Origin of the sequence: Nucisporomicrobium flavum, from assembly GCF_016464385.1 — a bacterium.
Lineage (GTDB): Bacteria > Actinomycetota > Actinomycetes > Mycobacteriales > Micromonosporaceae > Actinoplanes > Actinoplanes flavus_A.
Genome location: NZ_JADMLH010000020.1, coordinates 93956 through 118707 on the forward strand (window position 1 = coordinate 93956; position 24752 = coordinate 118707).

Below are 24752 nucleotides of genomic sequence, written 5' to 3' on the forward strand. Positions count from 1 at the left end.
TGCGGCCGGCTCACGCCGGCACCGGAGCGCGAGGTTCTGCGCGGGCCCTCAGAATGGTGCGGGGCCGCGACCTGCCAAGGACACCAGCAGCTGCGTGGCGAGGAGCTTGCGCATGCCCGTGACGTCAACTGTCCCCACCCGGTCGTAGGGCAGTTCCAACTGAAGCCCTTCGCCGGCGTCGCGAAGCTCCGTCGTGATCTCGTCGGGACGGAACGTGCCGCCCCAGCCGTTGATCCCTCCGCGCTGGTTGGTGCTGAGCGAGGCCATACCGGAGATGCATGCGCCGTCGACCAGGGTCAGCTTCGCGGGGCCTGAATAGGTTGTCGTCATCGTTGCTTCCTTCAGGATGTCGCGCGGCGTGCCCGAGCGGCCCAGGGCCGAAGACGCCGGCGTGATGGTGAGACGGAGCCCTGTGGGGGGACGGCGCTCATTCTCGCCGATCAGCTCCGAGCGAGGCGCGCGGTAAACGCCGAACGGCGGCCCGCTGAACCAGTCGGGCCGCCGTTCGCAGTGCGTGGATCAGAGCGGGCGGATGTTCTCCGCCTGCGGGCCCTTCTGGCCCTGGGTGATGTCGAACTCCACCTTCTGGTTCTCGTCGAGGCTGCGGTAGCCGCTCGTCGCGATCGCGGAGAAGTGGGCGAAGACGTCGGCGCCGCCGTCGTCCGGGCTGATGAAGCCGAAGCCCTTGTCGGCGTTGAACCACTTCACGGTGCCTGTAGTCATGTCTGCTCCTTCGCAGGCTGGTCGGGAACGCACTGTGCGAACCCTTGCGCCGCCGCGTTGATAACCCGCGTCGAAACGACACGAAAAACGAAAAGCGCCTGGGCGGGTTTCGAATAACCCACCAGGCGCCATAAAACGTCTACGGAAATCAAAACTGCAACGGGACCAACTTAGCACGTGCGCTGCGGGCCGGGTCTGCGGAGGCCAGTGGGGCAGATCACTCTTCCTGAGGCCGGAACGCGCAACTGCTGGTTGCGCATCGCGGGATGGCGTCGTACGGTGACACGCAACCGATGGTTGCAGGAGGGTGTCATGGAGTTCAGGTCCATCGAGCGCGAGATCTACGTCGAGGCCGCGCCGGAGATCGTTTTCGAGGTGGTCAGCAGCCCCGACCATCTCAAGCAGTGGTGGCCGGACGACGCCCGGTACGACGCCGTCCCGGGCTCGACCGGGGAGATCGTCTTCGGGGACTGCAACGCCGGCGGCAAGGTTGTCGCGTTCACCGTGGTGGACGTACGGCCCCCGACGCTGTTCTCGTTCCGGTGGACGCAGCCCGCCGGCGAGGTCGCCGCCTCCGGCAACTCGTTGCTGGTCACCTTCGATCTCACGCCGTCGGGTGACGGCACGGTGCTGAAGATGACCGAGACCGGCTTCCGGGAGATGGGCTGGGAGGCCGCCGTCCTCGAGGAGACGTACCGGGACCACGTCAGCGGGTGGGGGCACTTCCTGCCGCGGCTCGTGGTGTACGTGTCGAGCCTGCGGGTGCGGCCGTGACCGCCGTCGCCGAGGTGGACGACGACCTGTGGTCGGCGATCGGGGATCCGACGCGCCGGCGGATGCTCGACCTGTTGCTGGTCGACGGGGTCGGGACCGCGACCTCGCTGAGCCGGCAGATGCCCGTCACGCGGCAGGCGGTCGCCAAGCATCTCGGCGTTCTGGACCGGGCCGGGCTGGTCCGGGGGACGCCGGACGGGCGGGAGCGGCGGTACCGGGTCGATGACGTGCAGCTGGCGCGGGCGGTGGCCCAGCTTGCCTCCGTCGGGTCGGCGTGGGACGCGCGGTTGCAGCGGATCAAGCGGATCGCCGAGGCGATCCAGCGTCAACAGCAGGACTGACGAGAGCGAGGGACCGAGATGGTCGACATTCTGCATCGCGTCGGGGTCTCCACCCCGACGCCGGAGAAGGTGTACGCCGCCCTGACGACGGTCGACGGCCTCCGGGGGTGGTGGACGGACGACACGAAGGAGAGCGAGGGTGTCCTGCAGTTCCGCTTCCCGCCCGGCGGCTTCGACATGGAGGTCGTCGAGACGAAGCCGGACGAGCAGGTGACGTGGCGGGTGGTCGACGGGCCCGAGGAGTGGGTCGGTACCACGATCGACTGGCGGCTGCGCCAGGACGGCGACTACACGATCGTGCTGTTCAAGCATGAGGGCTGGCGGGAGCCGGTGGAGTTCATGCACCACTGCAGCACGAAGTGGGGCACGTACCTGATGAGCCTGAAGTCGCTGGTGGAGACCGGTATGGGCGCTCCCTCGCCGCGGGACGTCCGGGTCGACGACTGGGACTGAGCCGGCGGTCAGGGGTGGCGGTGGAGGCGGCGCAGCGCGAGAGCCAGCTGGAGCCGGAGCCGGCCGTGCGGGTCGCGTACGGTCCAGCCCAGCAGGTGTTCCGCGTGCGCGATGCGGTCCTGCAGCGTCGAGTGGTGGACGTGCAGGGCCGACGCCGCCGCGCGGAGGCTGATCGCGTCCGCCACCGCCTGCAGGGTCGCCGGCATCCAGGGCGCCGCCGCGGCCGTGCGGTCGAGGGCACGGACGTCCGGCAGCGACGACTGGTCGCCGAGGTCCGCGAGCAGCGCCAGCGCGCCCAGGTCGGCGTGGTGGACGACCGTCGGCCCCGGATCCTCGTCGGTGCCGTCCGCGGCGAAACGCAGGGCGGTTCTGGCCGCCGCCCAGGACGACGGGAGCTCGGGGACCGGGACGGCCGGACCGATCCCCGCCCGGCCCGGGAAGGGCGGTGGCGGGCCGGCGAAGACCTGCGGGCCGGTCTCCAGCGCGACCGCCGTGGCGGTGCCCGCCGGGTCGAGCCCGAGGCGGCGCGCTGCCTGCCGGCGTACGTCCGGAGATGCCGCCGCGTCCACGACCAGCTCGACCGACGCCGGGTCGGGGGCCGGAGCGTGGCCGCGGGTGCGGTCGAGGACCGCCTTCGCCGCGCCCGCCGCACGCTCCAGGATCATCGCGCCGACCGGGCCCGGCGGTCCCGGCTTCTCCAGGGTGAGAATCGCCGGGCCGGCCGCGATCGACAGCCAGGCCGGATCGGGCGGCCCGTCCGCCCAGGCGCTCTCGCCCCGCTGGGTGACGCGGACGCGGACCCGGCGCTGCTCGTCGACGAGCCGGGCCGGGCAGTCCGCCAGCATGGCCGCGCCGCGCACGATCGAGGTGAGGCCCGCCCGGGCCTCGACCAGGTTGTCGAAGTACGCGATCACCCGCAGCGCGGCTCCGGCGTCGGCGTCCAGGGCGGCGAGGCGGACTGCCAGGTCCTTCATGGTGGAAGAGGTTAGGCGTCCAGGAGGCGGCGGAGCCACCGTACGCGGGCGGCCTTCGCCTCCTGTGACAGCGCGGCCTGCGGCACCATGCCGTCGAAGCCGTGGAACGCACCGGGCCACACGTGCAGCTCCGCCACGCCGCCGGCCTGCCAGATGCGGGTCGCGTACGCCACGTCCTCGTCCCGGAACGTCTCCGCCGAGCCCACGTCGATGAACGCCGGGGGCAGGCCGCTGAGGTCCGTGGCGCGGGCGGGGGCCGCGTACGGCGACACGTCCGGCCCGCCGCGCGCGTCGCCGAGCAGGGCCGTCCAGCCGGTGTCGTTGGCCGTACGGTCCCAGACGCCGAGCCCCGCCATCTGGATCGCCGACGGGGTGTCGTTGCGGTCGTCGAGCATCGGGCAGATGAGCACCTGACCCCGGAGCGCCGGACCGCCCCGGTCCCGGGCCATCAGGGCGAGCGCGGCCGCCAGCCCGCCGCCGGCGCTCCCGCCCGCCACCAGCAGCCGGTCCGGGTCGAAGCCGAGCTCGTCGGCGTGCCCGGCGGTCCACAGCAGGCCCGCATAGCAGTCGTGGACCGGCCCGGGGTGCGGCGTCTCGGGGGCCAGCCGGTATTCGACCGAGACCACGACCAGGTCGAACTCCTCGGCCCAGTCGAGCATGTCGGGGACGCCGGTCCGGTTGTCGCCGATGATCATGCCGCCGCCGTGCGTGTGGTAGACGCAGCCGAGCACCCCCTTCGGGGCGGTCGGGCGGCAGATGAGCAGGCTGATGTCCGGGTCGCCGTCGAGGCCGGGCACGAGTCGTTCCTCGACCGTGAACCTGCCGTCGCGGCGCAGCTCCTCCTCGGTGGCGCGGACCATCGGGCTGTCCGCGCGCAGGGCGGGGATCAGGTCCGCGGTCAGCGGGGGTGGGTTCGTCTCCGCAACGGCGGCGAGCGCGGCGCCCAGCTCGGGGTCGAACGGCGGCGGTGTGGCCGCCACGGACAGCGTCATGCGGGCCTCCTCGGGGGTTCGGCCGGTCCCGGCCGGGTGATCGCTGTGATCAGGATGGTCCGGCCGGCGGCGGCCGATCCAGCGCCAGGCGGCGGACGTTACCCGCCACGTGGCGGTTCTGCCGGTGGCAGAAACGGGCCGGGCAGGGCGGCGGCCGGGCGGGCAGGCAGCCATCATCGGGGGCATGGCCCAGTTCTCGCTGCAGGTTCAACCCACCGACGCCGCCGAGTGGATCGACACCGCCCGCCGCGCCGAGGCGGCCGGCTTCGACACGCTGACCGCCGCCGACCATCCCGGCTCGTGCGCCGCTCCGTTCGTGGCGCTGGCGGCCGCCGCCGCGGTCACCTCCCGGATCAAGCTGGGGTCGTACGTGGTGAACGCCGGCGTGCGGGAGCCGATGCTGCTCGCCACCGACGCCGCCACCCTCGACGTGGTGTCCGGCGGGCGCGCGGTGCTGGGCATCGGCGCCGGTCACACGCCCGTCGAGTGGGAGGCGGTCGGGCGGGTGCGGCCCGGCGTACGGGCCCGGGTCGACCGGTGCATCGCCGTCATGGAGGCCACCCGAAGGCTGCTCGCGGGCGAGAAGGTGACGGTCGACATCCCCGAGCTGACCATGCACAACGCGGTGCTCGACAAGCCGCGGCCCGTGCAGGACCGGATGCCGCTACTGGTGGGTACGGCGAACTCGCGGCTGCTGCGCTGGGCGAGCGAGCACGCCGACATCGTCGGGCTGACCGGCTTCGGGCCGACGAAGTCCGACGGCCACCAGCACCAGGTGCGGTGGCGGCTCGCCGACATCGACGACCAGGTGGCCCTGGCCCGCGCCGGGGGCGAGCCGGTGCTGGAGGCGCTCGTGCAGCAGGTGGAGCTCACCGACGACGTGGACACGGCGCTGGCCGGCACCGCGCGCGACCTCGGCATGAGCGTCGCCGAGCTGCGGGAGGTGCCGTTCCTGCTGGTCGGCTCGGCCGACGAGATCGTCGCGGCGGTGCGCCGGAACCGGGAGCGGTGGGGCATCACGCGGTATGCCGTACGCCGGCCCGCCCTCGAGCTGCTCGGGCCGCTGTTGCCCCGCCTGTCCGAGGTGTGACGCCCTGGAAAGTTTCGCCGGTCTTGTCATAGGCCGGCTTCTATGGGAGAACTGGTTCAAGCTTCAACCACTTTACGGCACCCCCCGTAGACGAGGAGAGACATGAAGCGCATGGTTCCCGTTCTCGCCGCCGCGGCTGTCGCCGCCGGCGCCACGCTCGCCGGCGCCGCCCCGGCCTCCGCGGCCAGCCCCGCGGTCGACTGCGCCAAGGGTGAATACACCCGCGTTCTGCGCAGCTACATCCCCACCAACGTGCAGCGGCCGGCGGTGGACGGCCACAGCTACAACATCGGCGGCGGGCTGACGTACGACTACGAGGTCTGCCTCGACATCCCGGACACCTCGACCTTCACCATCGAGGTGCGGGTCTGGGCCTCGGACGGGTCCACCAGGGTGATCGTGGACGACCGCCCCGGCGACAAGATCGTCCGCTACTCGCTGGCGCCCAACAGCTTCTGGCAGGTCTACGGCACGATGACCGGGCCGGGCAGCACGTACATCTACTACACCTGGAACGAGAAGCAGACCACGTCCTGACCGGCCGGGGGCCCGGGCCGCCCGCTCGTGCGGCGGCCCGGCCGTCACTCCTGGAAGAGCTCCTGCTCCACCTTGGCGCGGTAGTCCACGTAGATCTGCCGGTAGCGGGCCGTCGCGCCCTTGGTGTCGCCGTGTTCGAGCAGCGCCAGCACCTCGTCGTACCCCCTCGTCCAGGGTTCCCAGAGGTCGCTGTCCGCGCCCATCGCCAGGATGCGCAGCGTGCGGGCGACCACCAGGTCGACCATGGACTGCAGCTCCCGGTTGCCGCTGGCCAGGATCACGATCGTGCTGAAGTCCGCGCCGACCGCGCCCGCCGTGAGCAGGTTGCCGGTGCGCAGCGCTTCCACGAACTCCTTCTGCCGCTGGCGCAGGAGGTCGATGTGCGTCTCGGTGAGGTTCTCCACCCCCCACTCGAAACCGGCGCAGGCGAGCACGCTCATGACGTCGATGAGCTCGAGGGCGTTCTTGTGGGTCACCTTGGTGACGTGGCGCGTGCGGTTCGGGGCGATGTCGATCAGCCCCTCCACGGACAGCTGGGCGATCGCCTCGCGCACCGGCGTGATGCTGACCCCGAGGCGCGCTGCGAGCTCCGCGTCCTTGATCAGGGTGCCGGGCGGCAATTCACCGGTGACTATCTCGTTGCGGAGCTGACGCACCACGGCGGCCGTACGGGTCGGCGGAACCGTGTAGGACATACCGGCAGCCTACCCACCGTGACGACGCGGTGGTGACCGTACCCGTGACGGGTTTGGACGGGGCATGCTGAACGGGTGCCGGACGCCGTACCGCTCATCGATCTCGACCTCGCGCCGCCGCACGCGCCGGCCGAGCCGGCACCGCTGCGCCGGCTGCCGGTCCCGGGCCGGATCCCGCGGATCCTGGGCGTGCTGGCCGCCGTCCTGCTGACGATGACCGCCGCGGTGCCGCCGGCGCCGGCCCTGGACCGGGTCCTGTCCGCCGGGGGTACGGCCGCGGCGGCGTTCACGCTCGGGCCCGACGCGTTGTTCACGGCGACCTTCGGTCAGAATCCCGACAGCGAGGCCGGGATCCGGAGGTACGACCTGCCGGGCGGCACCCAGGCGTGGGCGACCGCCGTGCCGCAGAACGTGCAGTCGCTCAGCCTGGAGCCGCAGTCCGGCGTGCTGCTGGCGCGCTCCGGCTCGGACCCGCGGATGGTGTTCCTCGACGCCGCCGACGGGACGGTGCTGTGGCGCCTCGCCGAGGCTGGGACCTCCGCGGTACGGCTGACCGGGGGCAGGGTGCTGTTGCGCAAGGACGTGCCACCCGACCGGATGGAGCTGAAGCTCGCGGACGCGCGTACCGGCACACCACTGTGGACCCGTATGCTGGCCGGCTACTCCGAACTGCGCGACGACACCGTCGGCGCCGGCCCGCCGCGGCGCCTCTACGTCATCGGCTACGACGGTCACGTCACCACGCTGAACCTCGCGGACGGGCGGGTGCTCGGGAGCGGTGACCTGGGCGTACGGCTGCGCGCGGAGTACAACAGCGACACCGACCTGGACTACACGAGCGTGGACGTGTCGGGGGACGAGCTGTACCTGTCGCGCCGGGAAGGTGGGCGGGTGTCGCTGGCCGCGTACCGGTTGCCGGCGTTGAGCCCGAAATGGCAGGTCCGCGGTGGAGCGCTCGGCACGGTGTACGCCTGCGGCCGGATCCTCTGCATGTCGGACGGCCACCGGCTGAACGGCATCGACCCGGACGACGGCTCCCTGCTGTGGACCGCTCCGGCATGGAGCTCGGCCGGCCTGACCCCGGACGGCCGGCTCGTCGCCGCCACGTGGGCCGAGGACCCGGAGACCGCCGAGATCGATCCGGCGTCCGGCGCGGTGCTGCGGCCGCTGGCGCACACCTTCTTCGTCGGCGACGTCGAGTTGCGAGGCGACACGAAGCTCACCGGGCGTACGTGGGTGAGCATCACCGGTGGCGACGGCGCTCCGCACACGGTCGGCTGGCTGGACACGACCGCACCGTACGGGTGTGAGGCGGACGGGCCGTACCTCGCCTGCCCGACCATCGCCGGTCCGACCGGCGTCTGGCGCTTGCCCCTGACGTAACGGGAGGACCTAGCGTCGAGCCATGAGCACGGACGGGACCACATGGGGCGTCGGCGAGCTGGCCGCCGCCACCGGCCTGACCGTGCGCACCCTGCACCACTACGACGAGATCGGCCTGGTACGCCCGTCGCGCCGCAGCTCCGCGGGGCACCGGCGCTACACCGCGGGCGACGTACGGCGGCTGCACCGGGTCCTGGCGCTGCGCGGCTTCGGGTTCGCGCTGGGCGAGATCGGCGCGCTGCTCGACGAGGGGACGGACGGGCCGGACGCCCGCGAGCTCCTGCGTCGCCAGCTCGACCAGGTCGTCGACCGGATCGCGCGGGCGCAGGATCTGCGCAGGCGGATCGAGGCGGTGCTGGGTCGGTTCGAGGCCGCGGGCGGGGCGTCCGCGGCGGTGCTGGTCCGACTGATCGAGGGGATGACCGCGGTGGAACACGCGTACACGCCGGAGGAACTGGAACGGATGGCCGCACAGCGCAGGGAGATGGCCGAGCGGCTCAGCCCGGAGGAGCTCGCCGCGATGGCCGAGCGCCGCCGGGCGGCCTGGGACAGCATGACCCCGGACCAACAGGCCGAGATGCAGCGGAGCCGGCCGCCGCTGCCGCACTGAGGGACCGCCCCGCCTACTTCTCCTTGGTGTTGGTCAGCACCAGCGGCGCGTTGAAGTACGGCGGGGCGTTCCACTTCTGCAGCTCGTCGCCGGTGCAGGGCGCGACCTTCACCTTGGCGGTGCCGTCGCTGTGGGTGTCCGGGGTGGCGACGGTCAGGTCGGTGGGCGTGAGGCAGTAGCCGTTGGTGTCGACGATGCGGTAGCTGGTGACCGGGTTGCCGGTGTCGCCGTACACGACCCATTCCATGTTCTTCTCGGGGATGGGCCCCGAGCCGGCCACCGGGCACGGCTTCATGGTGACGTAGCCGCTGATCGCGTCCGGGGTCCGCAGGCAGTAGCCGGGGTTGCCCGAGCCGGCGGTCCGGATGCGTTCCTTCGTCGCGTTCTTCAGATCGAGCGAGATCGCCGGCAGCGACCACTGCTGATTCCAGGAGACGTTGCCGCTCGGGTCCTGCTTGCAGAACCACACGATCATGTAGCCGGACGTGGCCACGTGGTTGGTGACGTCGAGGCAGCGGCTGAACTGCTTGTAGTTCACCAGCTGGTGGGTCAGCCCGGAGGCCATGCCGGCGCCGACCTTCGCCTCCGGCCGGAACACCTGCTTGTTCGCGGTGCCGCCGCAACCGTCGATGATCAGGACGTCCGGTGCGCCGGCGGTCTTGAGGTTGAGGCAGAACGAGTCCAGGTTCACGCCGTCCGAGGTGCCCTGGAAGTTGCCGCTGTTGTTGAGGCTCCACTGCTGCCGGGCGCTGCGGCCGAGACAGGGCTGGAACGTGACGGGGTCCTTGCTCTTGTGCGGCAGCGGGGCGTCCAGGCACATGCCGTTCGGCGCCACGCCCGTCTCCGAGCCGACCAGCTTGAGGTTGAGGTCCGCGGTGTACGCGAACCGCTGGTCGCTGGTGCCGCCCTTGCACCACTGCATCATCACGGCGGTGCCGGCGGCGGGCGTGGCGTCGGCGCCGCCGTCCATGCACAGCTGCTGCGGGCTGGTCGGTGCGGCGAGCTTGACCGCGCCGCCGGTGATGTTCTCGTTGTTGGTCTTGAAGGTGTAGGTGGCCTCGAGGGTGCGCGTACCGGCGGCGCCCTTGGTGAGCGTCGCGGTGCCCGAGCCGGAGCCGGTCGCGGTGATGACGGCGGTCGTGGGGACGCTGACCGGGGGACAGGGCAGCAGCGCCGGCGTGGGGTCGGTGGCGTCGTCGGGCACGCCGTAGTACGCGACCCGCACGCCGTAGTACAGCAGCGAGTTCTTCGCGTTCAGCATGCCGCCGCTGTCCTGGCTGCCCGTGAACGTGCAGGGCGGCAGGCTCTCCAGGACGCCCTTCATGATCGGGGTGCCGTCGGTGGCCGTACCCGCGGTGCCGGCGGCGCGCAGCTGGCCGAGCGCCACGTCGATGCCGATCTGCGCGGCGTCGAGCGCGACCGTGCGCGAGTCGGCGGTACGGGTCGTGGTGAACTGCCGGACGACGACCGGCACCAGGGTCGCGGTCAGCGACATGGCGACCATGGTGACCAGCAGCGCCATGGGCATCGAGCCCTCGTCGCGCGGCCGCCGGCGGCGGAACGGGTTCCTCACGGCGTCGGCCTCCCTTCGCTGCAGCCGTTGCCGGCGGGCGTGTCCTTGGTGGTGTTGAGCGCGGTGAACGTGGTGTCGATCTGCGCGGTGCCGGCCCCGGACCGGGTGGTCAGCTTGATCCGGAGCCGCTGGAAGACGCTCTGGAAGCCGGTGCCGACGGCGCCGCCGCTGGGCGTGGCGCTCGGGCTCGCGTACGGGGTGGCGCCGTACGCCTGCTTCTCGAAGAACGGCCGCTTGCCCGCCGTCGTGTCGACCTGCGACGCGATGGTCTGCCCCGGCGTACCGGGTGGCGGGGGCGTACCGCGGGTCCAGGTCAGCAGCCGCAGCACACCCTTGTTCTGCGCGCCGGGGATGAGCTGCAGCTGGAAGCACGCCGTCGGGTCGGGCCCGGCGAACTCGACGTACCAGGGGCCGGTGGACGCGGCGTCCTGGTTGCTCGGGTCGGCGATCCACGAGGCGTAGCGCAGCTCCCGGTCGAAGCGCTGGAACGCGCGGCTCAGCTCGTTCTGCGAGTCGCTCAGCGTCTCGGTGGCGTTGACCGTGCGGTAGATCTGCACGATGGCGCCGGTGAAGAGCACCATCACCACGGACATGACCGCGAGGGTCACGAGCAGCTCCGCCAGGGACGCGCCGGCGTCGTCGGTCCTCCGCCGCGTCACGTGACGGTCCAGGTGAACATCAGCTTGGCCACGCTCGCGCTGCTGGTCACGATCAGCGTCACGTTGTAGGTGCCCTTGGCCGTCGGCTTGCCGCTGATCGTGGCGGTCGTCGTGTTGCCGGGGCCGACGGCGCTGCGGGCGATCGTCACGCCCGGCGGCAGGCCGGTCGCGGTCCAGGTGTGCGTGTTCGGGTTGTTGCCGTTCGAGGCGGCGGTGAAGCTGACCGCGGTGTTCAGGACCGTGCTGCGGTCGGGGTTGCCGGTGGGTGACGTGATCGTCAGGTCGCCGCCGGAGCTCGGGGTCACGGTGCAGACCACCGTCATCGTCGCGGTGCCACCGGCGGTGTCGGTCGCCGTGACGGTGACGACGTACCGGGTGCCGTGCACGACCACGCCGCTGACCTCGCCGGTCGACGGGTCCATCGTCAGGCCGTCCGGCAGATTCTGCGCCTGCCACGTGTACGACCCGGTCCCGCCGTACGCGTACGGGGTGAACGTGCCGACGTTGGAGTTGTTCGTCATGCTCTGCGGCCCGGGGTTGTACAGCTGCACCGGGGTCAGCACGCGCCACGAGAACGTGGCCGTGGCGGTGCGCTTCCCGGCGTCGGTCACCGTGATCGTCGTGGTGAGCGTCTGCACGGTGTTCGGCGTGCCGGTGATGAGCCCGGTCGTCGTGTTGTAGCTCAGCCCGGTGGGCAGCCCGGTGATGTTCCACGTCACGGGCGCCTGCCCGCCGGCCAGCACCGGCTGGAAGCTCACCGCGGTGCCGGTCCGGCTCGTCTGGTTGCCCGGGTTGGTGAGCGCCGGAACCGCGAAGACCTTCCAGGTGAAGCTGGAGACGTCGGTGCGCTTGTCCCGGTCGATCACGGTCACCGTGACCGAGGAGGTGCCGGCCGTGGTCGGCGTACCGCTGATCAGGCCGGTCGCGGCGGTCATCGTGAGGCCCGCGGGCAGGCCGGTCGCCGACCAGGTCAGCGGCAGGGTGCCGCCGGCGGAGGCGACCGGCAGGCTGACGGTGTCGCCCACGTAGCTGACCTGGGCGGCCGGGTCGTTGACCGTGGGCGCCGGGCGCTTGGTGTCGAAGACCGGGTCGATGCCGATGCTGGTCATCGTCGAGGTCAGGTACGCGCAGACGTGGTCCACGGTCGTGCAGGCGCGGCTGGTCCACGTGGTGGCTACCACGACGCGGTAGAACGCCGGGCCGGCCGGGGTCACGGTGGCGTCGGCGGGTGCGGTGCACGCCCCGACGACGGACGGGCTGCCGGTGGCGACGGCCTGCCAGCACCGGCCGACGTACCACTGGGTCTGGTAGGTGGTGCCGTTGACGGCGGTGCCGACGGGCTTGGTGGGCAGCGGCGCCAACCGGCCCTCGGTGGAGCCGGCCGGCAGCATCGGGTCCGACGCCGCCCGCATCGTGGCGAGCCGCGACTTCACCACCGCCGGAGCGAGGTTCCACTGCTCCTTGACGGCCTGATCGCCGCGCCCGGTCAGCAGCGACTTCGGGTTCAGTGCCCGGACCCGCTCCAGCCCGTCGGTGGCGAGCTGGATCGCGACCTGCTGGTCCGCCTGCTGGTCGCTGGCGGCGAGCGTACGGACCATGAACGGCACCGAGGCGCCCATCACGGTACCGATGATCGCCATGGCGACCAGGATCTCGACCAGCGAGAAGCCGCCGTCACCCGCGGCGCGCCGGTGGGGCGCGCGGGGTACGGCGACAGCGGCTCGGTCCGTCGGCATGCCCGTCTCTTCGGTCGGCGGGCCCGCGACTTGAGGATTGCCGGGGCCTTACGCCGCCGGGTCCGCCTCCACCAGCAGGTGCCGGGGCACACCGGCCTCGTCGAGGATGCGCTCGACGGCGGCGATGGACAGCCAGTCGAGCACGTCCTCGCCGTGCACGATGCGGTACCAGCGGGTGCGGCCGCGGCGGACCACCTCGACCCGCCAGGCACCGTCCGGGGTCTGCATCGCGCCCTCGACGTCACCCATCAGTTCGTGGTGACCGTGGGTGCTCCGGCGCCGACCGGCGGCGCCACGAACGCCTTGACCGTGAGGTTCAGGCGCAGGTCCTTGGAGTTCTCGCTCTCGCTGTTGGCGAGGGCGGCGGACTCGATCAGCACCGCGCGCTTCTGGGCGCTGCCCTGCAGCTGGCCGAGGAAGTCGTCCAGCTCGCCCGGCTCGCCGTCCGCTGTCAGCTGGATCTCGATGGACCACACGCCGGGCACGGCCTCGTCCTTCGACGGGGTGCCGACGGTCAGGCCGCTGACGTCGACGCCGACATCGGAGCCCGACGCCTGCAGTTGCCGCAGGAACGCGGGAACCCCGGAATCGGTCGGCAGCGCGTCGCGGTAGGCGTCCCGCGCGGCGGTGAGCTGCTTCTCGTTCTTCCGGTCCGCCTCGAGCTTGGCGATCTGCTTGCGCAGGCCCACCATCTGCAGCTGCGCGGTGCCGGTCTGGTCGTGCAGGGCGTCGGTGTCGGTGGACATCGTGCTGACCACCCCGAAGTACGTCCCGGCGACGAGCAGGACGACGACCAGGAAGCCGGCGGCCAGCCACAGCCGGTTGCCGTATCGGCTAGCCATCATTTGCCTCCGCTGGGCTTGCAGGGCTCCCCGAAGCGGCCGCAGAGGGCCTTCTGGGTGATGTCGACGGTGAGGCTGAACGTGACGTTGCCCTCCTCCGTCGCCGCGACGTTGGTCACGTACGGGTTGGCGAGCGTCGGCTTCTGGGCGAGCAGGTCCACGTACGCCGCGACGGCCTTCTTGTCGGGGCCGGTGCCGGTGACGACGATCTGCCCGATCGAGCCCGACTTGCTGGTGCTGGGCAGGGCGCCGGTGGCCTCCGCGGCGTCACTGGCGGTGGTCAGCTTGCCGTTGACGCCGGTGACCGTGATCTTCTCCGGCTCCCCGGTGGTACGCAGCAGCGTGAGCAGCGTGCCCCAGTCGAGGTCCTTGGCCATGACGGACTTGAGTTGCTTCCTGAGCAGCTCGGTGTCGGAGCGCACCTTGACCACGTCGGCGTACTTGCGCTGGTCGCGTTGCAGGGCGAGCACCTGGGTGGTGGCCTCGGTCAGCTCCCGGTCGGCCTGCTGCTTACGGTTGTTGGCGTACGCGACCCAGCCACCGCAGGCGGCGGCCACGAGCAGCACGAAGACGATCACCCAGATCCGGATCCGGCCGATCTGGCGGGCCCGGACGACCTCCTCGGGCAGCAGGTTCGCCGAGATCGTCAGCAGCCGGGTGGCCCGCTGGGGGGACGCCGCCGGGTCGACCGGCAGGAGGGTGGTGGCCATCAGGCTGCCGCTCCCAGGGTGAGGCCGATCGACACCGCCGCCGACGGCAGGAAACTGTCGAAGCCGCGCTGCCGGGCCTTGCGGGTGTCGCGGAGGCGGCCGGCGTTGTCGGCGTACATGACCGAGACGCCGAGCTGCCGCTGCACGTGCTCGGCGAGGCCGGGCATGAGCGCGCTGCCGCCGCAGAGCGACACCCGGGTCACCTGCTTCTGCCGCTCGCCGGAGGCGAGGTAGGTGAACGAGCTGCGCAGCTCGCTGATGAGCGGGCGGACCGCGTCGGCCGCCGCGGTCGCGGTGTCCGGGCGGCCGTCGCCGTGCAGCCCGAAGCGGCACTTGAGCGCCTCCGCCTCGGCCGGCGGGATGCCCAGCCGGGTGGCGATGCTCTCGGTGATCTCCACCCCGCCCCGCGGCACGGTACGCACGATCAACGGTTCGCCGTCGGCGTGCACGACCACGCTGGTGACCTCCGCGCCGATGTCGACGATGGCCTCGACCTGGGCGTCCAGCCGGGAGGCGGCGCGCAGCAGGGCGAACGAGGCCAGGTCGACGTTGACGACGTGCAGGCCGGCCTTCTCGACCGCCTGGACCAGCTCCATCACCGCGTCCTTGGGGATCGCGATGAGCAGGCCCCGGACGGTCGGGTCGGTGCCCGGCTCCTCGAGCGGGCGGAAGTCCAGCAGCGAACGCTCCACGGCCAGCGGCAGCATGTCGCGGACCTGGAAGGGCAGCGACCTGCGCATCTCCTTGGCCGGCAGGTTCGACACCGACATCTCGCGGACGACCAGCTGCGGGTTCGTCACGCCGAGCATGACCTTCTTGGTGGTGAACTTGCAGGCCGCCCAGAGCTGCTTGAGCGCCGAGGTGAGCGCGACCGGCTCGGCGAGGATCCCGGCCTGCACCGTTCCCTGCGGGAGCGGCACCTGGCCGAAGTTGGTGAGGGTGAAGTCGTCCTTGGCCCGGCGTACCTCCACGGCACGGACGGACGACGAGCCGATGTCCAGCCCGATCGGATTGACGCCAGCCATCGGTTCCTTCCTCTCTCGGTGGTAGCGGTCGGTGCGGTCAGACGGTCGGGAAGAGCAGGGAGACGTACCAGTCGCTGATGGGCGCCGCGGCGAAGACCGCCAGGAACGAGCCCGCCAGCATGTAGGGCCCGAACGGGATGCGGCTGCCCCGCCCGGCCGCCTTGACCAGCATCAGCACGGCGGCGACGAGGCCGCCGAGGAAGAAGCCCGCGAACGCACCGACGGCGACCGAGCTCCAGCCGAGCCAGCCCAGGTACAGGCCGAGCAGCGGGGCGAGCTTGACGTCGCCGCCGCCCATGCCCCGGGGTACGAGCGCGAGCCCGCGGTAGAAGACGTAGAGGCAGGCGGCGGCCAGGAGCGCGCGGAGCGCGGCGTCCCAGCTGTGCCCGGCGATGACGGCCGGCAGGAACAGCAGTGCTGCGACACCGTACGACGGCAGGACGATCTGGTCGGGCAGGCGCAGCACGTCCAGGTCGATCGCGGCGAGGGCGATGGCCACCGCGGCCAGGTACAGGTACGCGGGCAGCTCCCACGACCAGCCGAACCGGGCGGCGACGGCCACGAACAGCGCGGCGGTGCCGGCCTCGACGAGCGGGTACCGGGCGCTGATCGGGGCCCTGCAGTCGGCGCACCGGCCGCGCAGCAGCAGCCAGCCGGCGACGGGGACGTTGTGCCGATTGCGGACCTCGTTCCCGCAGGACGGGCAGTGCGAGCCGGGCCGTACGAGCGACTCGCCCCGCGGCACCCGGTGAATCACGACGTTGAGGAACGAGCCGACGGCGAGACCGAGCAGGGCGACGACGCCCAGCAGCAGTGGCTGTGGCATGTGCCGTCCCTCCTCGGTCTCGTCGCGGACGTGGCGGGTGGCGCCGCCGCCGCGGCGCCACCCGGGGTGGTGGTGATCAGGAACCGGTGCAGGTGTCCATCGAGAAGGTCGTGTAGACCTTGCCGGACACCGAGCCGCCGGCGGCGCTGTCGTAGACGTAGTACTTCTTGCTGGTGCCGCCGGTGTTGTAGGCGCAGATCTTGTAGGTGGCCGCCGCGGCCGTCGACGTCAGCGTCATGACGGTCTTGTCGGACAGCGTGATCTGCTGGCCGCCGATGGCGACCGGCGAGTCGGTCGACTGCTTGCTGACGAAGCCGGCCGGGTACGTGTTGCCGTTGTCGGTGTAGAACTGCTCGACGGCGCTGATGGCGCCGCGGACGTCGGACTGGGCCGACTTGTCCGCCGCGCCCTGCCGGTAGTTCAGGTAGACCGGCACGGCGATGGCGACCAGCACGCCGATGATGACCACGACGACGAGGAGCTCGATGAGGGTGAAGCCCTCGTCGTTCTTCTTCGCACGCAGCCGGCTGATGATGTCCTGCATTGGGGGTGTCTCCTTCGGTGGCGTCAGGGTGGGGCGGGGATGGTGTTGTCCGGGCTCGGGCGCCCGACGTCGACCGGGAGACCGGTCGCCTTGCTCCAGGGCGTCAGTTGCTCTGGATGTTCTGGTAGATGGTGAACATCGGTAGGTACAGACAGATCACCATTCCACCGACCACGGCACCCATGACGAGGACCATGATCGGTTCGATCGAGGCGGTCAGGGACTCGGCGGCGCTGTCGACTTCCCTGTCGTAGAAATCGGCAACTTTGTCGAGCATCTGACTGATCTGACCGCTTTCTTCGCCGACTTCGATCATCTGCGTGACCATCTCGGGGAAGATCTTGTGGTGGCGCATGGCCGAGGACATCGGCTGGCCGTCGCGGACGGCGGACTGCACGTCGCGCATGGCGATGTTGATGACCTCGTTGCCGGTGGTCTCGCCGACGACCGCCAGGGCCTGCATGACGGGTACGCCGACGTTCAGCAGCAGGCCCAGGTTGCGGGAGAAGCGGCTCATCGCGAGCTTGCGGAACAGCGGCCCGAACACCGGCATGCCCAGCTTCACCTTGTCGACCGCGAGCCGGAACGATTCGCTGGCCCGCATCTGGCGCTTGTACGCCACCGTCCCGCCGATCAGCAGCGCCAGCGTCAGCGGGCCGATCCAGTACATGTTGTGGCTGGTGTCGACGAGGAACTGGGTGATGCCCGGCAGCTCGCCGCCCAGGTTCTTGAACATGTTCTCGAAGATCGGGACGATGAACTTCAGCACCGCCGCGATCAGCACGAACGTGAAGCCGAGCACGATCGCCGGGTACGTCAGCGCGCCCTTGATCTTGCCGCGGAGCGCGGTGTCCTTCTCCATGCTGTCGGCGATCTGCTCGAGCGCACGGTCGATCATGCCGCCCGCCTCGCCGGCGCGGACCATCGCGATCATGAGCCGGGGGAAGATCCGGTCGTGCTTGGCCATCGCCGCGGACAGCGACACGCCGCCGGAGACGTCCGTACGGACCTCGCCGAGAGCCTTCTTGAGCGACAGCGCGGTGGTCTGCTCCTCGAGGATGGCCAGCGAACGCAGCAGCGACATGCCCGAGGCGGTCATCGTGGCGAACTGCCGGGAGAAGACCGCCAGATCCTTGAGCTTGGTGCGGTTGCCCAGCCCAGGGATCTTGATGTCCATGTTCAGGCCCTGGCCGGCGGCGACGAGCTCGAGCGGCACCTCGCCGCGCTGGCGCAGCACGTGCGTGGCCGCGGCCTCGTTCGGTGCCTCGACCGTGCCCTTCGTCTTGCGGCCCGTGGCGTCGATGCTGTTGTAGTGGAAGACCTTGGTGGCCGGCATGTCACACCCGTCCGATCAGGCGCTTGAGTTCGTCCGAGGAATGGCAGATCTCCATCGCCGACTGGATCGTCACGACACCCTCGCGGACCCGCTCGGCCAGGTGCTGATCGAAGGCGAGCATCCCCTCGCTGCCGCCGGCCTGCATGAACGACGGGATCTGGTGGGACTTGCCCTCGCGGATGAGGCTGCGGATGGCCGGCGTGGCGGTGAGGATCTCGCAGACCACCGCCCGGCCCTTGTTGTCGGCACGCGGCGCGAGCGCCTGGGTGACGACGCCCTGCAGGCTGGCCGCGAGCTGGGCGCGGATCTGCAGCTGCTGGTGCGGCGGGAAGATGTCGATGACGCGGTCGATGGTCTGCGTGGCGCTCTGCGTGTGCAGGGTCGCCAGCACCAGGTGGCCCGTCTCCGCGGCGGTCAGCGCCGTCGCGGTGGTCTCCAGGTCGCGCAGCTCGCCGACGAGGATGATGTCGGGGTCCTGCCGCAGCGCGTGCTTGAGCGCCTGCGCGAAGTTCTCGGTGTCCGAGCCGACCTCGCGCTGGTTCACCACGCTGCGCTTGTGCGGGTGCAGGAACTCGATCGGGTCCTCGATCGTGATGATGTGCGCGGCGCGGCTGCGGTTGGCCAGGTCCAGCACTGAGGCGAGCGTCGTGGTCTTGCCGGAGCCCGTCGGGCCCGTGACCAGCACCAGGCCGCGCGGCAGGTGGGCGAAGCGGGACACCGACTCGGGCATTCCCAGCTCGTCCAGCGGTTTGATCTTGTGCGGGATGGCCCGGAAGACCGCGCCGCACGAGTTGCGCTGGATGTAGAGGTTCCCGCGGAACCGGGAGACGCCCACGATGCTGTGCGCGAAGTCCATCTCCTGCACGCGCTGGAACTGCTCCCACTGCGTGGCGGAGACGGCGGCCCGGGCCAGCAGCGCGGTGTCGGCGGAGTTCAGCTTGCCGTACCCGGGCAGCGGGCGCAGGCCTCCGTCGACCCGGATCATGGGCGGCGCCCCGACCGTCAGGTGCAGGTCGGAACCGCGGGCCTCGACGAGGGTGATGAGCATCTGGTCGAGCACGGCCAGGTCGTCCGCGACCGGGCCCTCCGGCGGCGCCGCCTGGTGCGGTACTTCGTGATCGAGCGTGTACATCCGCTGCACCCGGCAATCTGCTGGTGAACCTCTGACGCCTCACCATTCGGCACGGCCGCGGGCGGCTTTAGGACCTGTGCCCCAGGCCTGCGGTGCTCAGATGGCGACGCGGGAGACCTCGGTCAGCGACGTCAGCCCGCCGGCCGCCTTGGCCAGGCCGTCCGAGCGCAGGTCGTACATGCCCTGCTCCAGGGCGACCTCGCGGATCTCGTTGGAGGAGGCGCGGCGGATCGTCAGCGACTCGATCTCGGCCGAGATCGGCATGACCTCGTGCAGGGCGATCCGGCCGCGGTAGCCGGTGTTGGCGCAGTCGCGGCACCCCACCGGCCGGTACAGCGCCTCCGGGATCTTGAGGTCGTGTATCGGCCACCGGGCGCCCTCCAGCTCCTCGTCCGTCGGCACGTACGCCTCCTTGCACCAGTCGCACAGCCGCCGGGCGAGCCGCTGCGCGAGCACGCAGTCCAGCGACGAGCCGACGAGGAACGGCTCGATCCCCATCTCGGTGAGGCGGGTGACCGCGCCGGGAGCGTCGTTGGTGTGCAGCGTGGAGAGCACGAGGTGGCCGGTGAGCGACGCCTCGACGGCGATCTGGGCGGTGTGCCCGTCCCGGATCTCACCGATGAGCACGACGTCGGGGTCCGAGCGGAGGATCGCCGGGAGCACCGCGGCGAACGTCAGGCCGGCCTTCGCGTTGACCTGTACCTGGTTGATGCCGGGCATGCGGAACTCGACCGGGTCCTCCACGGTGATGACGTTCACCTCGGGCCGGCTGATCCGGCCCAGGGTCGCGTACAGGGTGGTGGACTTGCCGGAACCGGTCGGGCCGGTGACCAGGACCATCCCGTGCGGCTTGGTGAACGACTCGGCGAAGCGGTTGAGGTTGTGCTCGGTGAAGCCGAGCTTGCCCATGTCGAGGTCGATGCCGCCGGTGTCGAGCACCCGCAGGACGATCTTCTCGCCCCAGACCGTCGGCAGCGTCGCCGCGCGCAGGTCGACCTTGCGGTCGCGGATCACCACGGTGATACGGCCGTTCTGCGGCACCCGCTTCTCGGTGATGTCGATGCCCGACATGATCTTCAGGCGCGAGGTCAGCGCCGACATCACGCCGCGGGGCACGGTGTCCAGCTCGTGCAGGACGCCGTCGATGCGGTAGCGCACCCGCATCTCGTCCTCGGTGGGCTCCAGGTGCAGGTCGGAGGCGCGGTTCTGGACGGCCTGCTCGATCAGGTTGTTGACGTAGCGCACGATCGGCGCGTCGTCGGCGCTGTTCACCTGCGCGGTCATGCCGGCCTGGTCGTCGAGCGAGGTGTCGGCGAGATCGCCCAGGTCGCTGGCCTCGCGTTGCAGCCGCTCGATGATCCGGCGGACCTCGCTGCGGGCCACAACGACCGGGCGTACGGTCATGCCGGTCGCGGCCCGCACGTCGTCGAGGGCCACCACGTCGCCGGGGTCGGTGACGCCGACGGTCAGTTCGCCGTCGGAGAGCGCCAGGCCGAGGACGCGGTGGCGGAGGACGACCGAGAGCGGGATGCGCCGCAGCGCGGTGGGGTCGAGGGGGTAGCCGACCAGGTCGACGGTGTTCATGCCGAAGGCGTACGCGGCCGCCTCGGTCAGCTGCTCCTCGGTGACGATCCGCTCGCTGATCAGGACGGCACGGACCGACCGGCCGGTGCGCTGGGCCTCGTCGGCGGCAGCGTCCACCACGTCCTCGTCGATGCCCATCTGTTTGAGGGCGTCGAGCAGCGGGCGGAAGGTCTGATCCATGACATCCTCACCAGACGGTGCTTGGGGGTTACAGCAGTCCCATCGGCCAATTCCGCCGCCGGCTGAGGGGGAGCCCCGCCCGTTCCCGATGCCCGGTTGCCGCCCCTACGTTCCGTTCGTCCGGTTGGTGCGGGAGGAGCATTGCAGAACGCTAAAGCGCGCCTGTAGACCAGATTAACGGGCTTCTCCGCAAGCTTGTGTCCGCATTGAGCCTCGGCAATAGTTGTGTCGCTCAAGCGAACGGGGGAGCGGAAAAACATGATTTCTTCGCGGGTGCGGTATGGCTGACGGCGCGCTGCGTGTCGCCGAACCGTCGTTATCGGTCACCGCGTCGGCGCGGCTCGACTCGCTGACCGGACTGCGCGGATTGACGTCGACCTGGATCTACGTCTTCCACTTCTTCACCTTCCGGTTCGTGCTGGAATCCGGCAAGCTGACCTTCGTCCAGCTGGACCGGCCGCGATTCCTCACCATGGCCGGCAACATGGCGCTCTCGAGCTTCTTCATCCTCAGCGGCTTCGTGCTCACGCTGACCACGCGCGAGGGCACCAGCCTGGCCAACTTCTGCGCCAAACGCGTGGGAAAGCTGTATCCGATCTATTTCGTGACGTCGGCGCTGGCCATCATCGCCATTCTGCTGATCGGTATGCCGATCAGCACGGCGAACATCGTTCTGCACCTGGGCATGCTCCAGTCGTGGGTGCCGTACCAGGAGATTTATCACGGCGTCAACCCGGTGACGTGGTCGCTGAGCACCGAGGCGTTCTTCTACGTTCTGTTTCCGCTGTCGCTGTTCCTGCTCCGGCGGTTGTCCACCCGTGCGCTCGGCATCATGTTCGTGGTCGCGGTATTCCTCGAATTCGCGCTGCCGTGGTACGTCATGCGCTATTTCACCGTGAATCCCGACGGTGCCGGTTCGGCGTTCCTGTCGTCCGGCGGCACCGGCGGCGACCTCGTCTACTGGTTCACCCTCGCCGCACCGCCGTACCGGTTCCTCGAGTTCGTCGTCGGCATGATCTGCTGCCTGCTGCTGCGCCGGGGCGCCCTGCCGTTCGTCCGGCAGCGCTGGGCGTGGCTCTTCGTGGCGGCCGGCTACCTGATCGGCACCTACGCGCCGGGGTACTGGCAGCGTACGGCGGTCGGCCTCGTGCCGCTGGCCGTCCTGCTGGTGTCGCTGGCCCAGGCCGACCTGGCGGACCACGCCTCCTTCCTGCGGCACCGGTTCTTCGTCCGGCTCGGCGACCTGTCGTTCGGGCTGTACGCGATCCAGCTCCTCGTCCTGCTGCCGAGCTATCCGTTCCTGCTGCGTTGGCTCTCCTCGACGCTCGACGTGCCCGAGCGCACGCTGGAGCACCTGCCCTGGAACGTCGCGTTCGTGCTGGCGTACTTCGGGGTGATCGTGCTGCTCGCGATGCCGCTGCACCGGTACGTCGAGGTGCCGGCCTACAACGTCGCCCGGCGCCTGTTCCGCGACCGGCCGGGCTCGGCGATGTTCAGTGAGAGCGACGTGCCGGCGAGGACCGGCCCATGAGGGTCTGCGTCATCGGCTCGGGCATCTCCGGCATCGCGGCGGTCCGGGAGCTCACCACGGCCCTGCCCGGGGCCCACGTCACCTGGCTGTCGGCGGACCTCACCGGCGGCGGCCTGTGGAACGGCTCGTCCTCGTGCTCCCGGGTGTACGACGCGCTCTTCCTGAACACGTCCCGCCGGCAGAGCACGTTCCGCGGCACGGACCTCCCGCTCGAGCCGTGGGTGGAGTTCGTCCACCACTCCGCCTACTCGGAGTATCTGTCGCGGGTCGCCGAGGACTGTGTGCCGCAGGAACGGCGGTGGGGCTGCCGGGTCACCGAGGTGTCAGGGCCGGCGGACGGGGCGTGGCTCGTACGGTGGGAGGACCAGCGGGACGGCTCGGTGGAGGCGGCCGCGTTCGACGCGGTCGTGGACGCCACCGGCCGCAATGTCGAGCCGCGCTGGCCTCGGGTGCCGGCGGCCGCGGACCTGGCGTACCCGTACACGCATTCGTCGTCGTACCGCAACGCGCTGCCGTTCCGGGACCGGGCCGTGCTCGTGGTGGGCAACGGCGCCTCGGCCGTGGACATCGCGTGCGACCTCGCTGACGTGGCGTCCCGGGTGACGGTCAGCGCCCGCACCCCGAAGTGGTACCTGCCCAAGATGCTGTTCGGCCGGCCGGTCGACCGGTCCTCCGACGGGTGGCTCGACCGGGTGCCGGGGGCGGGGCGAGTCACCGCGGCCGTCGCGGAGGCGGTGGTGCGCAAGGTGCTCGGCCCGTACGGCGCGTACGGGCTGCCCGATCCGCCGTTGCCGCTGGCCCGCAGCACGCCCGTGCTCAGCGACCACTTCCTCGCCTTCCTCAGCCACGGACGGATCACCGTGCGAGGGGCGGTACGGGCGCTCGAGCCGGAGCGCGTGCTGTTCGCCGACGGCGAGGACAGCTTCGACGCCGTCATCGCCGCGACCGGTTTCCGCGACGACTCCGCCCACCTGCCCGGGCCCGTGCAGGAACGCCTGCGCGACGGCCTAGGGGTGGCGCTCGACGTTCCCGGCAGCGCCGGGCTCTTCCTCATGAACAGGTTCCGGTGCGGCGACGCGGCCGTCCGGTGTGCGGAGGTGCAGGCCGCCGCCATAGCGCGGACCCTGCGCAGTGGCGTGACCCGGACGGCCGGTGTCGCCCCGGTCGTCTCCGGCAAGCGGATCACCGCACGCGTCCTCCGGGGCGCCTACGCCCACCTGTGACCATCCACCGACACGGATTCGAGGTTCACCGATGAGTATCGCCACCGACCCGCCGCACCAGGAGCTGGTGGATCTGCCGCACGGGGCGCCGAGCGGGTGCCCGTACGCGCCGCCGCCCGCGATGGCCGACCTGCGCAGCTCCGGCCCGCTGACCAAGGTGCGGCTGCCCGACGGCACGTGGACCTGGCTGGCGACGAGCTACGAGCTGGTCCGCGAGATCATCGCGCATCCGTCGTTCAGCGCGAGCCCCCAGTCGCCCGGCTTCCCGAGCTGGAACCTGCCCGGCGGCCTGGACCTGCCGCTCAACATGACGCAGGCCGATCCGCCGGTGCACACCCAGATGCGGAAGATGTCGGCCGGTGAGTTCACGCTGAAGCGCATCAACGAGCTGCGCCCCGACATCGAGCGCATCACCGACGAGCGGTGCGCCGCCATCGAGGCGCTGCCCCAGCCGTTCGACTTCGTCGACAACTTCGCCACGCCCATCCCCGCCTCGGTCATCTGCCTGATGCTCGGTGTGCCGCAGGACGAGTACGCCTACTTCGTCCGGCGGATCCGGCTGGTGCTGGCCCATGACGACCTCGACTCGGCGGAGCGGCAGCAGGCCAAGCTCGAGCTGCTGCAGTACATGCTGAACCTGATCGAGGTGAAGCGCGCCGAGCCCGACAGCCGGTTGCTGAGCCGGCTCATCGTGGAGAACCCCGAGCTGGATCCGGTGGAGCTGGTCTCGTACGCGTGCTCCCTGCTGCTCGCCGGCTTCGCCACGACGGCGCACATGATCGAGCTGAGCACGCTCACGATGATCGAGCGGCCCGACATCGCCGCCCGGGTCCGCGCGGACCGCTCGATCCTGCCGGAGCTGGTCGAGGAGCTGCTCCGCTACCACTCCGTGGTGCGCGACTCGCCGCGCCGGGCGGCACTGGCCGATGTGGAGCTGGGCGGGGTGACGATCCGGGCCGGCGAGGGGGTGATCGCCTCCGTGCAGGCGGCCAACTGGGACGACGAGGCGTTCCCGCGGCCGGACGAGATCGACGCCGACCGGCCCCGGACGCGGCGCAGCCTCGCCTTCGGGCACGGCATCCACGCCTGCATCGGTGCGCTGCTGGCCAAGGCCGAGCTCGAGATCGCCCTGGAGCGGATCGTCACCCGCTACCCGGACATCTCGCTGGCCGTACCGCGCTCCGAGGTGCGTTTCCGGACGACGACGCACTTGCACGGATGCTATGAGCTGCCGGTGGATCTTCGCCTGCGGTAATTGCTTGACAAGTCAACGAACGTC

At 70.9% G+C, this 24752-nt stretch carries 27 protein-coding genes; 10 read left to right on the top strand and 17 right to left on the bottom strand.

Annotated features, from left to right (window positions below; genetic code table 11):
- Positions 1 to 48 precede the first annotated feature (48 nt).
- Complete coding sequence (locus IT780_RS34250; protein ID WP_199515982.1) at positions 49 to 330, bottom strand: hypothetical protein; 282 nt, start codon at positions 328 to 330, stop codon at positions 49 to 51.
- Between the two features lie 189 nt (positions 331 to 519).
- Positions 520 to 723: a transcription antiterminator/RNA stability regulator CspE gene (gene cspE / locus IT780_RS34255; protein ID WP_199515983.1), complete on the bottom strand. Its 204-nt coding sequence runs from the start codon at positions 721 to 723 to the stop codon at positions 520 to 522.
- 312 nt (positions 724 to 1035) lie between these two features.
- On the opposite strand from cspE, the gene IT780_RS34260 reads away from it, so the two are divergent.
- Genes IT780_RS34260 through IT780_RS34270 form a run of 3 tightly spaced genes read left to right on the top strand, consistent with a single transcriptional unit; the run spans position 1036 to position 2291 of the window.
- Complete coding sequence (locus tag IT780_RS34260) at positions 1036 to 1497, top strand: SRPBCC family protein (RefSeq protein ID WP_199515984.1); 462 nt, start codon at positions 1036 to 1038, stop codon at positions 1495 to 1497.
- Positions 1494 to 1838 (top strand): ArsR/SmtB family transcription factor, encoded by a 345-nt coding sequence (locus tag IT780_RS34265; RefSeq protein WP_199515985.1) that lies wholly within the window; start codon positions 1494 to 1496, stop codon positions 1836 to 1838. The genes IT780_RS34260 and IT780_RS34265 overlap by 4 nt, the downstream gene beginning before the upstream one ends.
- A gap of 18 nt (positions 1839 to 1856) precedes the next feature.
- The gene (locus tag IT780_RS34270; RefSeq protein WP_199515986.1) at positions 1857 to 2291 is read left to right on the top strand and encodes an SRPBCC family protein; all 435 of its coding nucleotides are present in this window, start codon (positions 1857 to 1859) and stop codon (positions 2289 to 2291) included.
- An 8-nt stretch (positions 2292 to 2299) separates the two neighbouring features.
- Here the strand turns inward: IT780_RS34270 and IT780_RS34275 are convergent, their stop codons facing one another.
- Both IT780_RS34275 and IT780_RS34280 read right to left on the bottom strand, forming a co-directional pair.
- Complete coding sequence (locus tag IT780_RS34275) at positions 2300 to 3265, bottom strand: helix-turn-helix domain-containing protein (RefSeq protein ID WP_199515987.1); 966 nt, start codon at positions 3263 to 3265, stop codon at positions 2300 to 2302.
- Positions 3266 to 3276: 11 nt separating this feature from the next.
- Positions 3277 to 4257, bottom strand: coding sequence for an alpha/beta hydrolase (locus IT780_RS34280; RefSeq protein ID WP_199515988.1), 981 nt, complete (start codon positions 4255 to 4257; stop codon positions 3277 to 3279).
- A gap of 184 nt (positions 4258 to 4441) precedes the next feature.
- Here IT780_RS34280 and IT780_RS34285 point away from each other — a divergent pair, with 184 nt between their 5' ends.
- Positions 4442 to 5347, top strand: a complete 906-nt coding sequence (locus IT780_RS34285; protein WP_199515989.1) for an LLM class flavin-dependent oxidoreductase — start codon at positions 4442 to 4444, stop codon at positions 5345 to 5347.
- Between the two features lie 102 nt (positions 5348 to 5449).
- A complete protein-coding gene (locus IT780_RS34290; RefSeq protein ID WP_199515990.1) occupies positions 5450 to 5884 on the top strand; it encodes a hypothetical protein in 435 nt (144 codons plus the stop codon).
- A 44-nt stretch (positions 5885 to 5928) separates the two neighbouring features.
- Here the strand turns inward: IT780_RS34290 and IT780_RS34295 are convergent, their stop codons facing one another.
- Positions 5929 to 6579: a GntR family transcriptional regulator gene (locus tag IT780_RS34295; protein ID WP_199515991.1), complete on the bottom strand. Its 651-nt coding sequence runs from the start codon at positions 6577 to 6579 to the stop codon at positions 5929 to 5931.
- A gap of 75 nt (positions 6580 to 6654) precedes the next feature.
- On the opposite strand from IT780_RS34295, the gene IT780_RS34300 reads away from it, so the two are divergent.
- Both IT780_RS34300 and IT780_RS34305 read left to right on the top strand, forming a co-directional pair.
- Complete coding sequence (locus tag IT780_RS34300; protein WP_199515992.1) at positions 6655 to 7962, top strand: outer membrane protein assembly factor BamB family protein; 1308 nt, start codon at positions 6655 to 6657, stop codon at positions 7960 to 7962.
- A 22-nt stretch (positions 7963 to 7984) separates the two neighbouring features.
- On the top strand, positions 7985 to 8572 hold the full coding sequence (locus IT780_RS34305) for a MerR family transcriptional regulator (RefSeq protein WP_199515993.1): 588 nt from the start codon (positions 7985 to 7987) through the stop codon (positions 8570 to 8572).
- A 13-nt stretch (positions 8573 to 8585) separates the two neighbouring features.
- On the opposite strand, the gene IT780_RS43310 is transcribed toward IT780_RS34305, so the two are convergent.
- From IT780_RS43310 to IT780_RS34365, 12 genes are all read right to left on the bottom strand, one after another.
- Entirely contained in the window at positions 8586 to 10145 is a 1560-nt protein-coding gene (locus tag IT780_RS43310; protein WP_199515994.1) for an RICIN domain-containing protein, read from the bottom strand.
- On the bottom strand, positions 10142 to 10804 hold the full coding sequence (locus tag IT780_RS34315) for a hypothetical protein (RefSeq protein ID WP_199515995.1): 663 nt from the start codon (positions 10802 to 10804) through the stop codon (positions 10142 to 10144). The genes IT780_RS43310 and IT780_RS34315 overlap by 4 nt, the downstream gene beginning before the upstream one ends.
- Positions 10801 to 12540, bottom strand: coding sequence for a putative Ig domain-containing protein (locus IT780_RS34320; protein ID WP_199515996.1), 1740 nt, complete (start codon positions 12538 to 12540; stop codon positions 10801 to 10803). The genes IT780_RS34315 and IT780_RS34320 overlap by 4 nt, the downstream gene beginning before the upstream one ends.
- A gap of 48 nt (positions 12541 to 12588) precedes the next feature.
- Positions 12589 to 12789 (bottom strand): hypothetical protein, encoded by a 201-nt coding sequence (locus IT780_RS34325; protein ID WP_199515997.1) that lies wholly within the window; start codon positions 12787 to 12789, stop codon positions 12589 to 12591.
- Positions 12789 to 13382: a type 4a pilus biogenesis protein PilO gene (locus IT780_RS34330; RefSeq protein WP_199515998.1), complete on the bottom strand. Its 594-nt coding sequence runs from the start codon at positions 13380 to 13382 to the stop codon at positions 12789 to 12791. The genes IT780_RS34325 and IT780_RS34330 overlap by 1 nt, the downstream gene beginning before the upstream one ends.
- A complete protein-coding gene (locus tag IT780_RS34335) occupies positions 13382 to 14092 on the bottom strand; it encodes a PilN domain-containing protein (RefSeq protein ID WP_199515999.1) in 711 nt (236 codons plus the stop codon). The genes IT780_RS34330 and IT780_RS34335 overlap by 1 nt, the downstream gene beginning before the upstream one ends.
- On the bottom strand, positions 14092 to 15117 hold the full coding sequence (pilM, locus tag IT780_RS34340; RefSeq protein WP_199516000.1) for a type IV pilus assembly protein PilM: 1026 nt from the start codon (positions 15115 to 15117) through the stop codon (positions 14092 to 14094). Before pilM ends, IT780_RS34335 begins: the two co-directional genes overlap by 1 nt.
- 37 nt (positions 15118 to 15154) lie before the next feature.
- Positions 15155 to 15943 carry a prepilin peptidase gene (locus tag IT780_RS34345; RefSeq protein WP_199516001.1) on the bottom strand — a complete coding sequence of 263 codons (789 nt, stop codon included), beginning with the start codon at positions 15941 to 15943 and terminating at the stop codon, positions 15155 to 15157.
- Between the two features lie 76 nt (positions 15944 to 16019).
- Complete coding sequence (locus tag IT780_RS34350; RefSeq protein WP_199516002.1) at positions 16020 to 16487, bottom strand: type II secretion system protein; 468 nt, start codon at positions 16485 to 16487, stop codon at positions 16020 to 16022.
- A 103-nt stretch (positions 16488 to 16590) separates the two neighbouring features.
- Complete coding sequence (locus tag IT780_RS34355) at positions 16591 to 17823, bottom strand: type II secretion system F family protein (RefSeq protein WP_199516003.1); 1233 nt, start codon at positions 17821 to 17823, stop codon at positions 16591 to 16593.
- 1 nt (position 17824) lies between these two features.
- Positions 17825 to 18955: a type IV pilus twitching motility protein PilT gene (locus tag IT780_RS34360; protein ID WP_233413957.1), complete on the bottom strand. Its 1131-nt coding sequence runs from the start codon at positions 18953 to 18955 to the stop codon at positions 17825 to 17827.
- Positions 18956 to 19051: 96 nt separating this feature from the next.
- A complete protein-coding gene (locus IT780_RS34365) occupies positions 19052 to 20719 on the bottom strand; it encodes a GspE/PulE family protein (RefSeq protein ID WP_199516004.1) in 1668 nt (555 codons plus the stop codon).
- Between the two features lie 280 nt (positions 20720 to 20999).
- Here IT780_RS34365 and IT780_RS34370 point away from each other — a divergent pair, with 280 nt between their 5' ends.
- The 3 genes from IT780_RS34370 to IT780_RS34380 are packed head-to-tail and all read left to right on the top strand — an operon-like array spanning position 21000 to position 24728.
- Positions 21000 to 22250 (top strand): acyltransferase family protein, encoded by a 1251-nt coding sequence (locus IT780_RS34370; RefSeq protein WP_199516005.1) that lies wholly within the window; start codon positions 21000 to 21002, stop codon positions 22248 to 22250.
- Positions 22247 to 23473, top strand: coding sequence for a flavin-containing monooxygenase (locus tag IT780_RS34375; RefSeq protein ID WP_199516006.1), 1227 nt, complete (start codon positions 22247 to 22249; stop codon positions 23471 to 23473). The genes IT780_RS34370 and IT780_RS34375 overlap by 4 nt, the downstream gene beginning before the upstream one ends.
- A 31-nt stretch (positions 23474 to 23504) precedes the next feature.
- Positions 23505 to 24728 carry a cytochrome P450 gene (locus tag IT780_RS34380; protein ID WP_199516007.1) on the top strand — a complete coding sequence of 408 codons (1224 nt, stop codon included), beginning with the start codon at positions 23505 to 23507 and terminating at the stop codon, positions 24726 to 24728.
- Positions 24729 to 24752 lie beyond the last annotated feature (24 nt).

Excerpts from the sequence above, each read along its gene's own strand:
- IT780_RS34330 (WP_199515998.1), bottom strand. The coding sequence starts at position 13,382 with ATGGCTAGCCGATACGGCAACCGGCTGTGGCTGGCCGCCGGCTTCCTG.
- IT780_RS34250 (WP_199515982.1), bottom strand. The coding sequence starts at position 330 with ATGACGACAACCTATTCAGGCCCCGCGAAGCTGACCCTGGTCGACGGC.
- IT780_RS34345 (WP_199516001.1), bottom strand. The coding sequence starts at position 15,943 with ATGCCACAGCCACTGCTGCTGGGCGTCGTCGCCCTGCTCGGTCTCGCC.
- IT780_RS34305 (WP_199515993.1), top strand. The coding sequence starts at position 7,985 with ATGAGCACGGACGGGACCACATGGGGCGTCGGCGAGCTGGCCGCCGCC.
- IT780_RS34370 (WP_199516005.1), top strand. The coding sequence starts at position 21,000 with ATGGCTGACGGCGCGCTGCGTGTCGCCGAACCGTCGTTATCGGTCACC.
- IT780_RS34325 (WP_199515997.1), bottom strand. The coding sequence starts at position 12,789 with ATGGGTGACGTCGAGGGCGCGATGCAGACCCCGGACGGTGCCTGGCGG.
- IT780_RS34355 (WP_199516003.1), bottom strand. The coding sequence starts at position 17,823 with ATGCCGGCCACCAAGGTCTTCCACTACAACAGCATCGACGCCACGGGC.
- IT780_RS34350 (WP_199516002.1), bottom strand. The coding sequence starts at position 16,487 with ATGCAGGACATCATCAGCCGGCTGCGTGCGAAGAAGAACGACGAGGGC.
- cspE (WP_199515983.1), bottom strand. The coding sequence starts at position 723 with ATGACTACAGGCACCGTGAAGTGGTTCAACGCCGACAAGGGCTTCGGC.
- IT780_RS34285 (WP_199515989.1), top strand. The coding sequence starts at position 4,442 with ATGGCCCAGTTCTCGCTGCAGGTTCAACCCACCGACGCCGCCGAGTGG.
- IT780_RS34280 (WP_199515988.1), bottom strand. The coding sequence starts at position 4,257 with ATGACGCTGTCCGTGGCGGCCACACCGCCGCCGTTCGACCCCGAGCTG.
- IT780_RS34380 (WP_199516007.1), top strand. The coding sequence starts at position 23,505 with ATGAGTATCGCCACCGACCCGCCGCACCAGGAGCTGGTGGATCTGCCG.
- IT780_RS34260 (WP_199515984.1), top strand. The coding sequence starts at position 1,036 with ATGGAGTTCAGGTCCATCGAGCGCGAGATCTACGTCGAGGCCGCGCCG.
- IT780_RS34270 (WP_199515986.1), top strand. The coding sequence starts at position 1,857 with ATGGTCGACATTCTGCATCGCGTCGGGGTCTCCACCCCGACGCCGGAG.
- IT780_RS34365 (WP_199516004.1), bottom strand. The coding sequence starts at position 20,719 with ATGGATCAGACCTTCCGCCCGCTGCTCGACGCCCTCAAACAGATGGGC.
- IT780_RS34295 (WP_199515991.1), bottom strand. The coding sequence starts at position 6,579 with ATGTCCTACACGGTTCCGCCGACCCGTACGGCCGCCGTGGTGCGTCAG.
- IT780_RS34275 (WP_199515987.1), bottom strand. The coding sequence starts at position 3,265 with ATGAAGGACCTGGCAGTCCGCCTCGCCGCCCTGGACGCCGACGCCGGA.
- pilM (WP_199516000.1), bottom strand. The coding sequence starts at position 15,117 with ATGGCTGGCGTCAATCCGATCGGGCTGGACATCGGCTCGTCGTCCGTC.
- IT780_RS34375 (WP_199516006.1), top strand. The coding sequence starts at position 22,247 with ATGAGGGTCTGCGTCATCGGCTCGGGCATCTCCGGCATCGCGGCGGTC.
- IT780_RS34290 (WP_199515990.1), top strand. The coding sequence starts at position 5,450 with ATGAAGCGCATGGTTCCCGTTCTCGCCGCCGCGGCTGTCGCCGCCGGC.
- IT780_RS34335 (WP_199515999.1), bottom strand. The coding sequence starts at position 14,092 with ATGGCCACCACCCTCCTGCCGGTCGACCCGGCGGCGTCCCCCCAGCGG.
- IT780_RS34320 (WP_199515996.1), bottom strand. The coding sequence starts at position 12,540 with ATGCCGACGGACCGAGCCGCTGTCGCCGTACCCCGCGCGCCCCACCGG.
- IT780_RS34360 (WP_233413957.1), bottom strand. The coding sequence starts at position 18,955 with ATGTACACGCTCGATCACGAAGTACCGCACCAGGCGGCGCCGCCGGAG.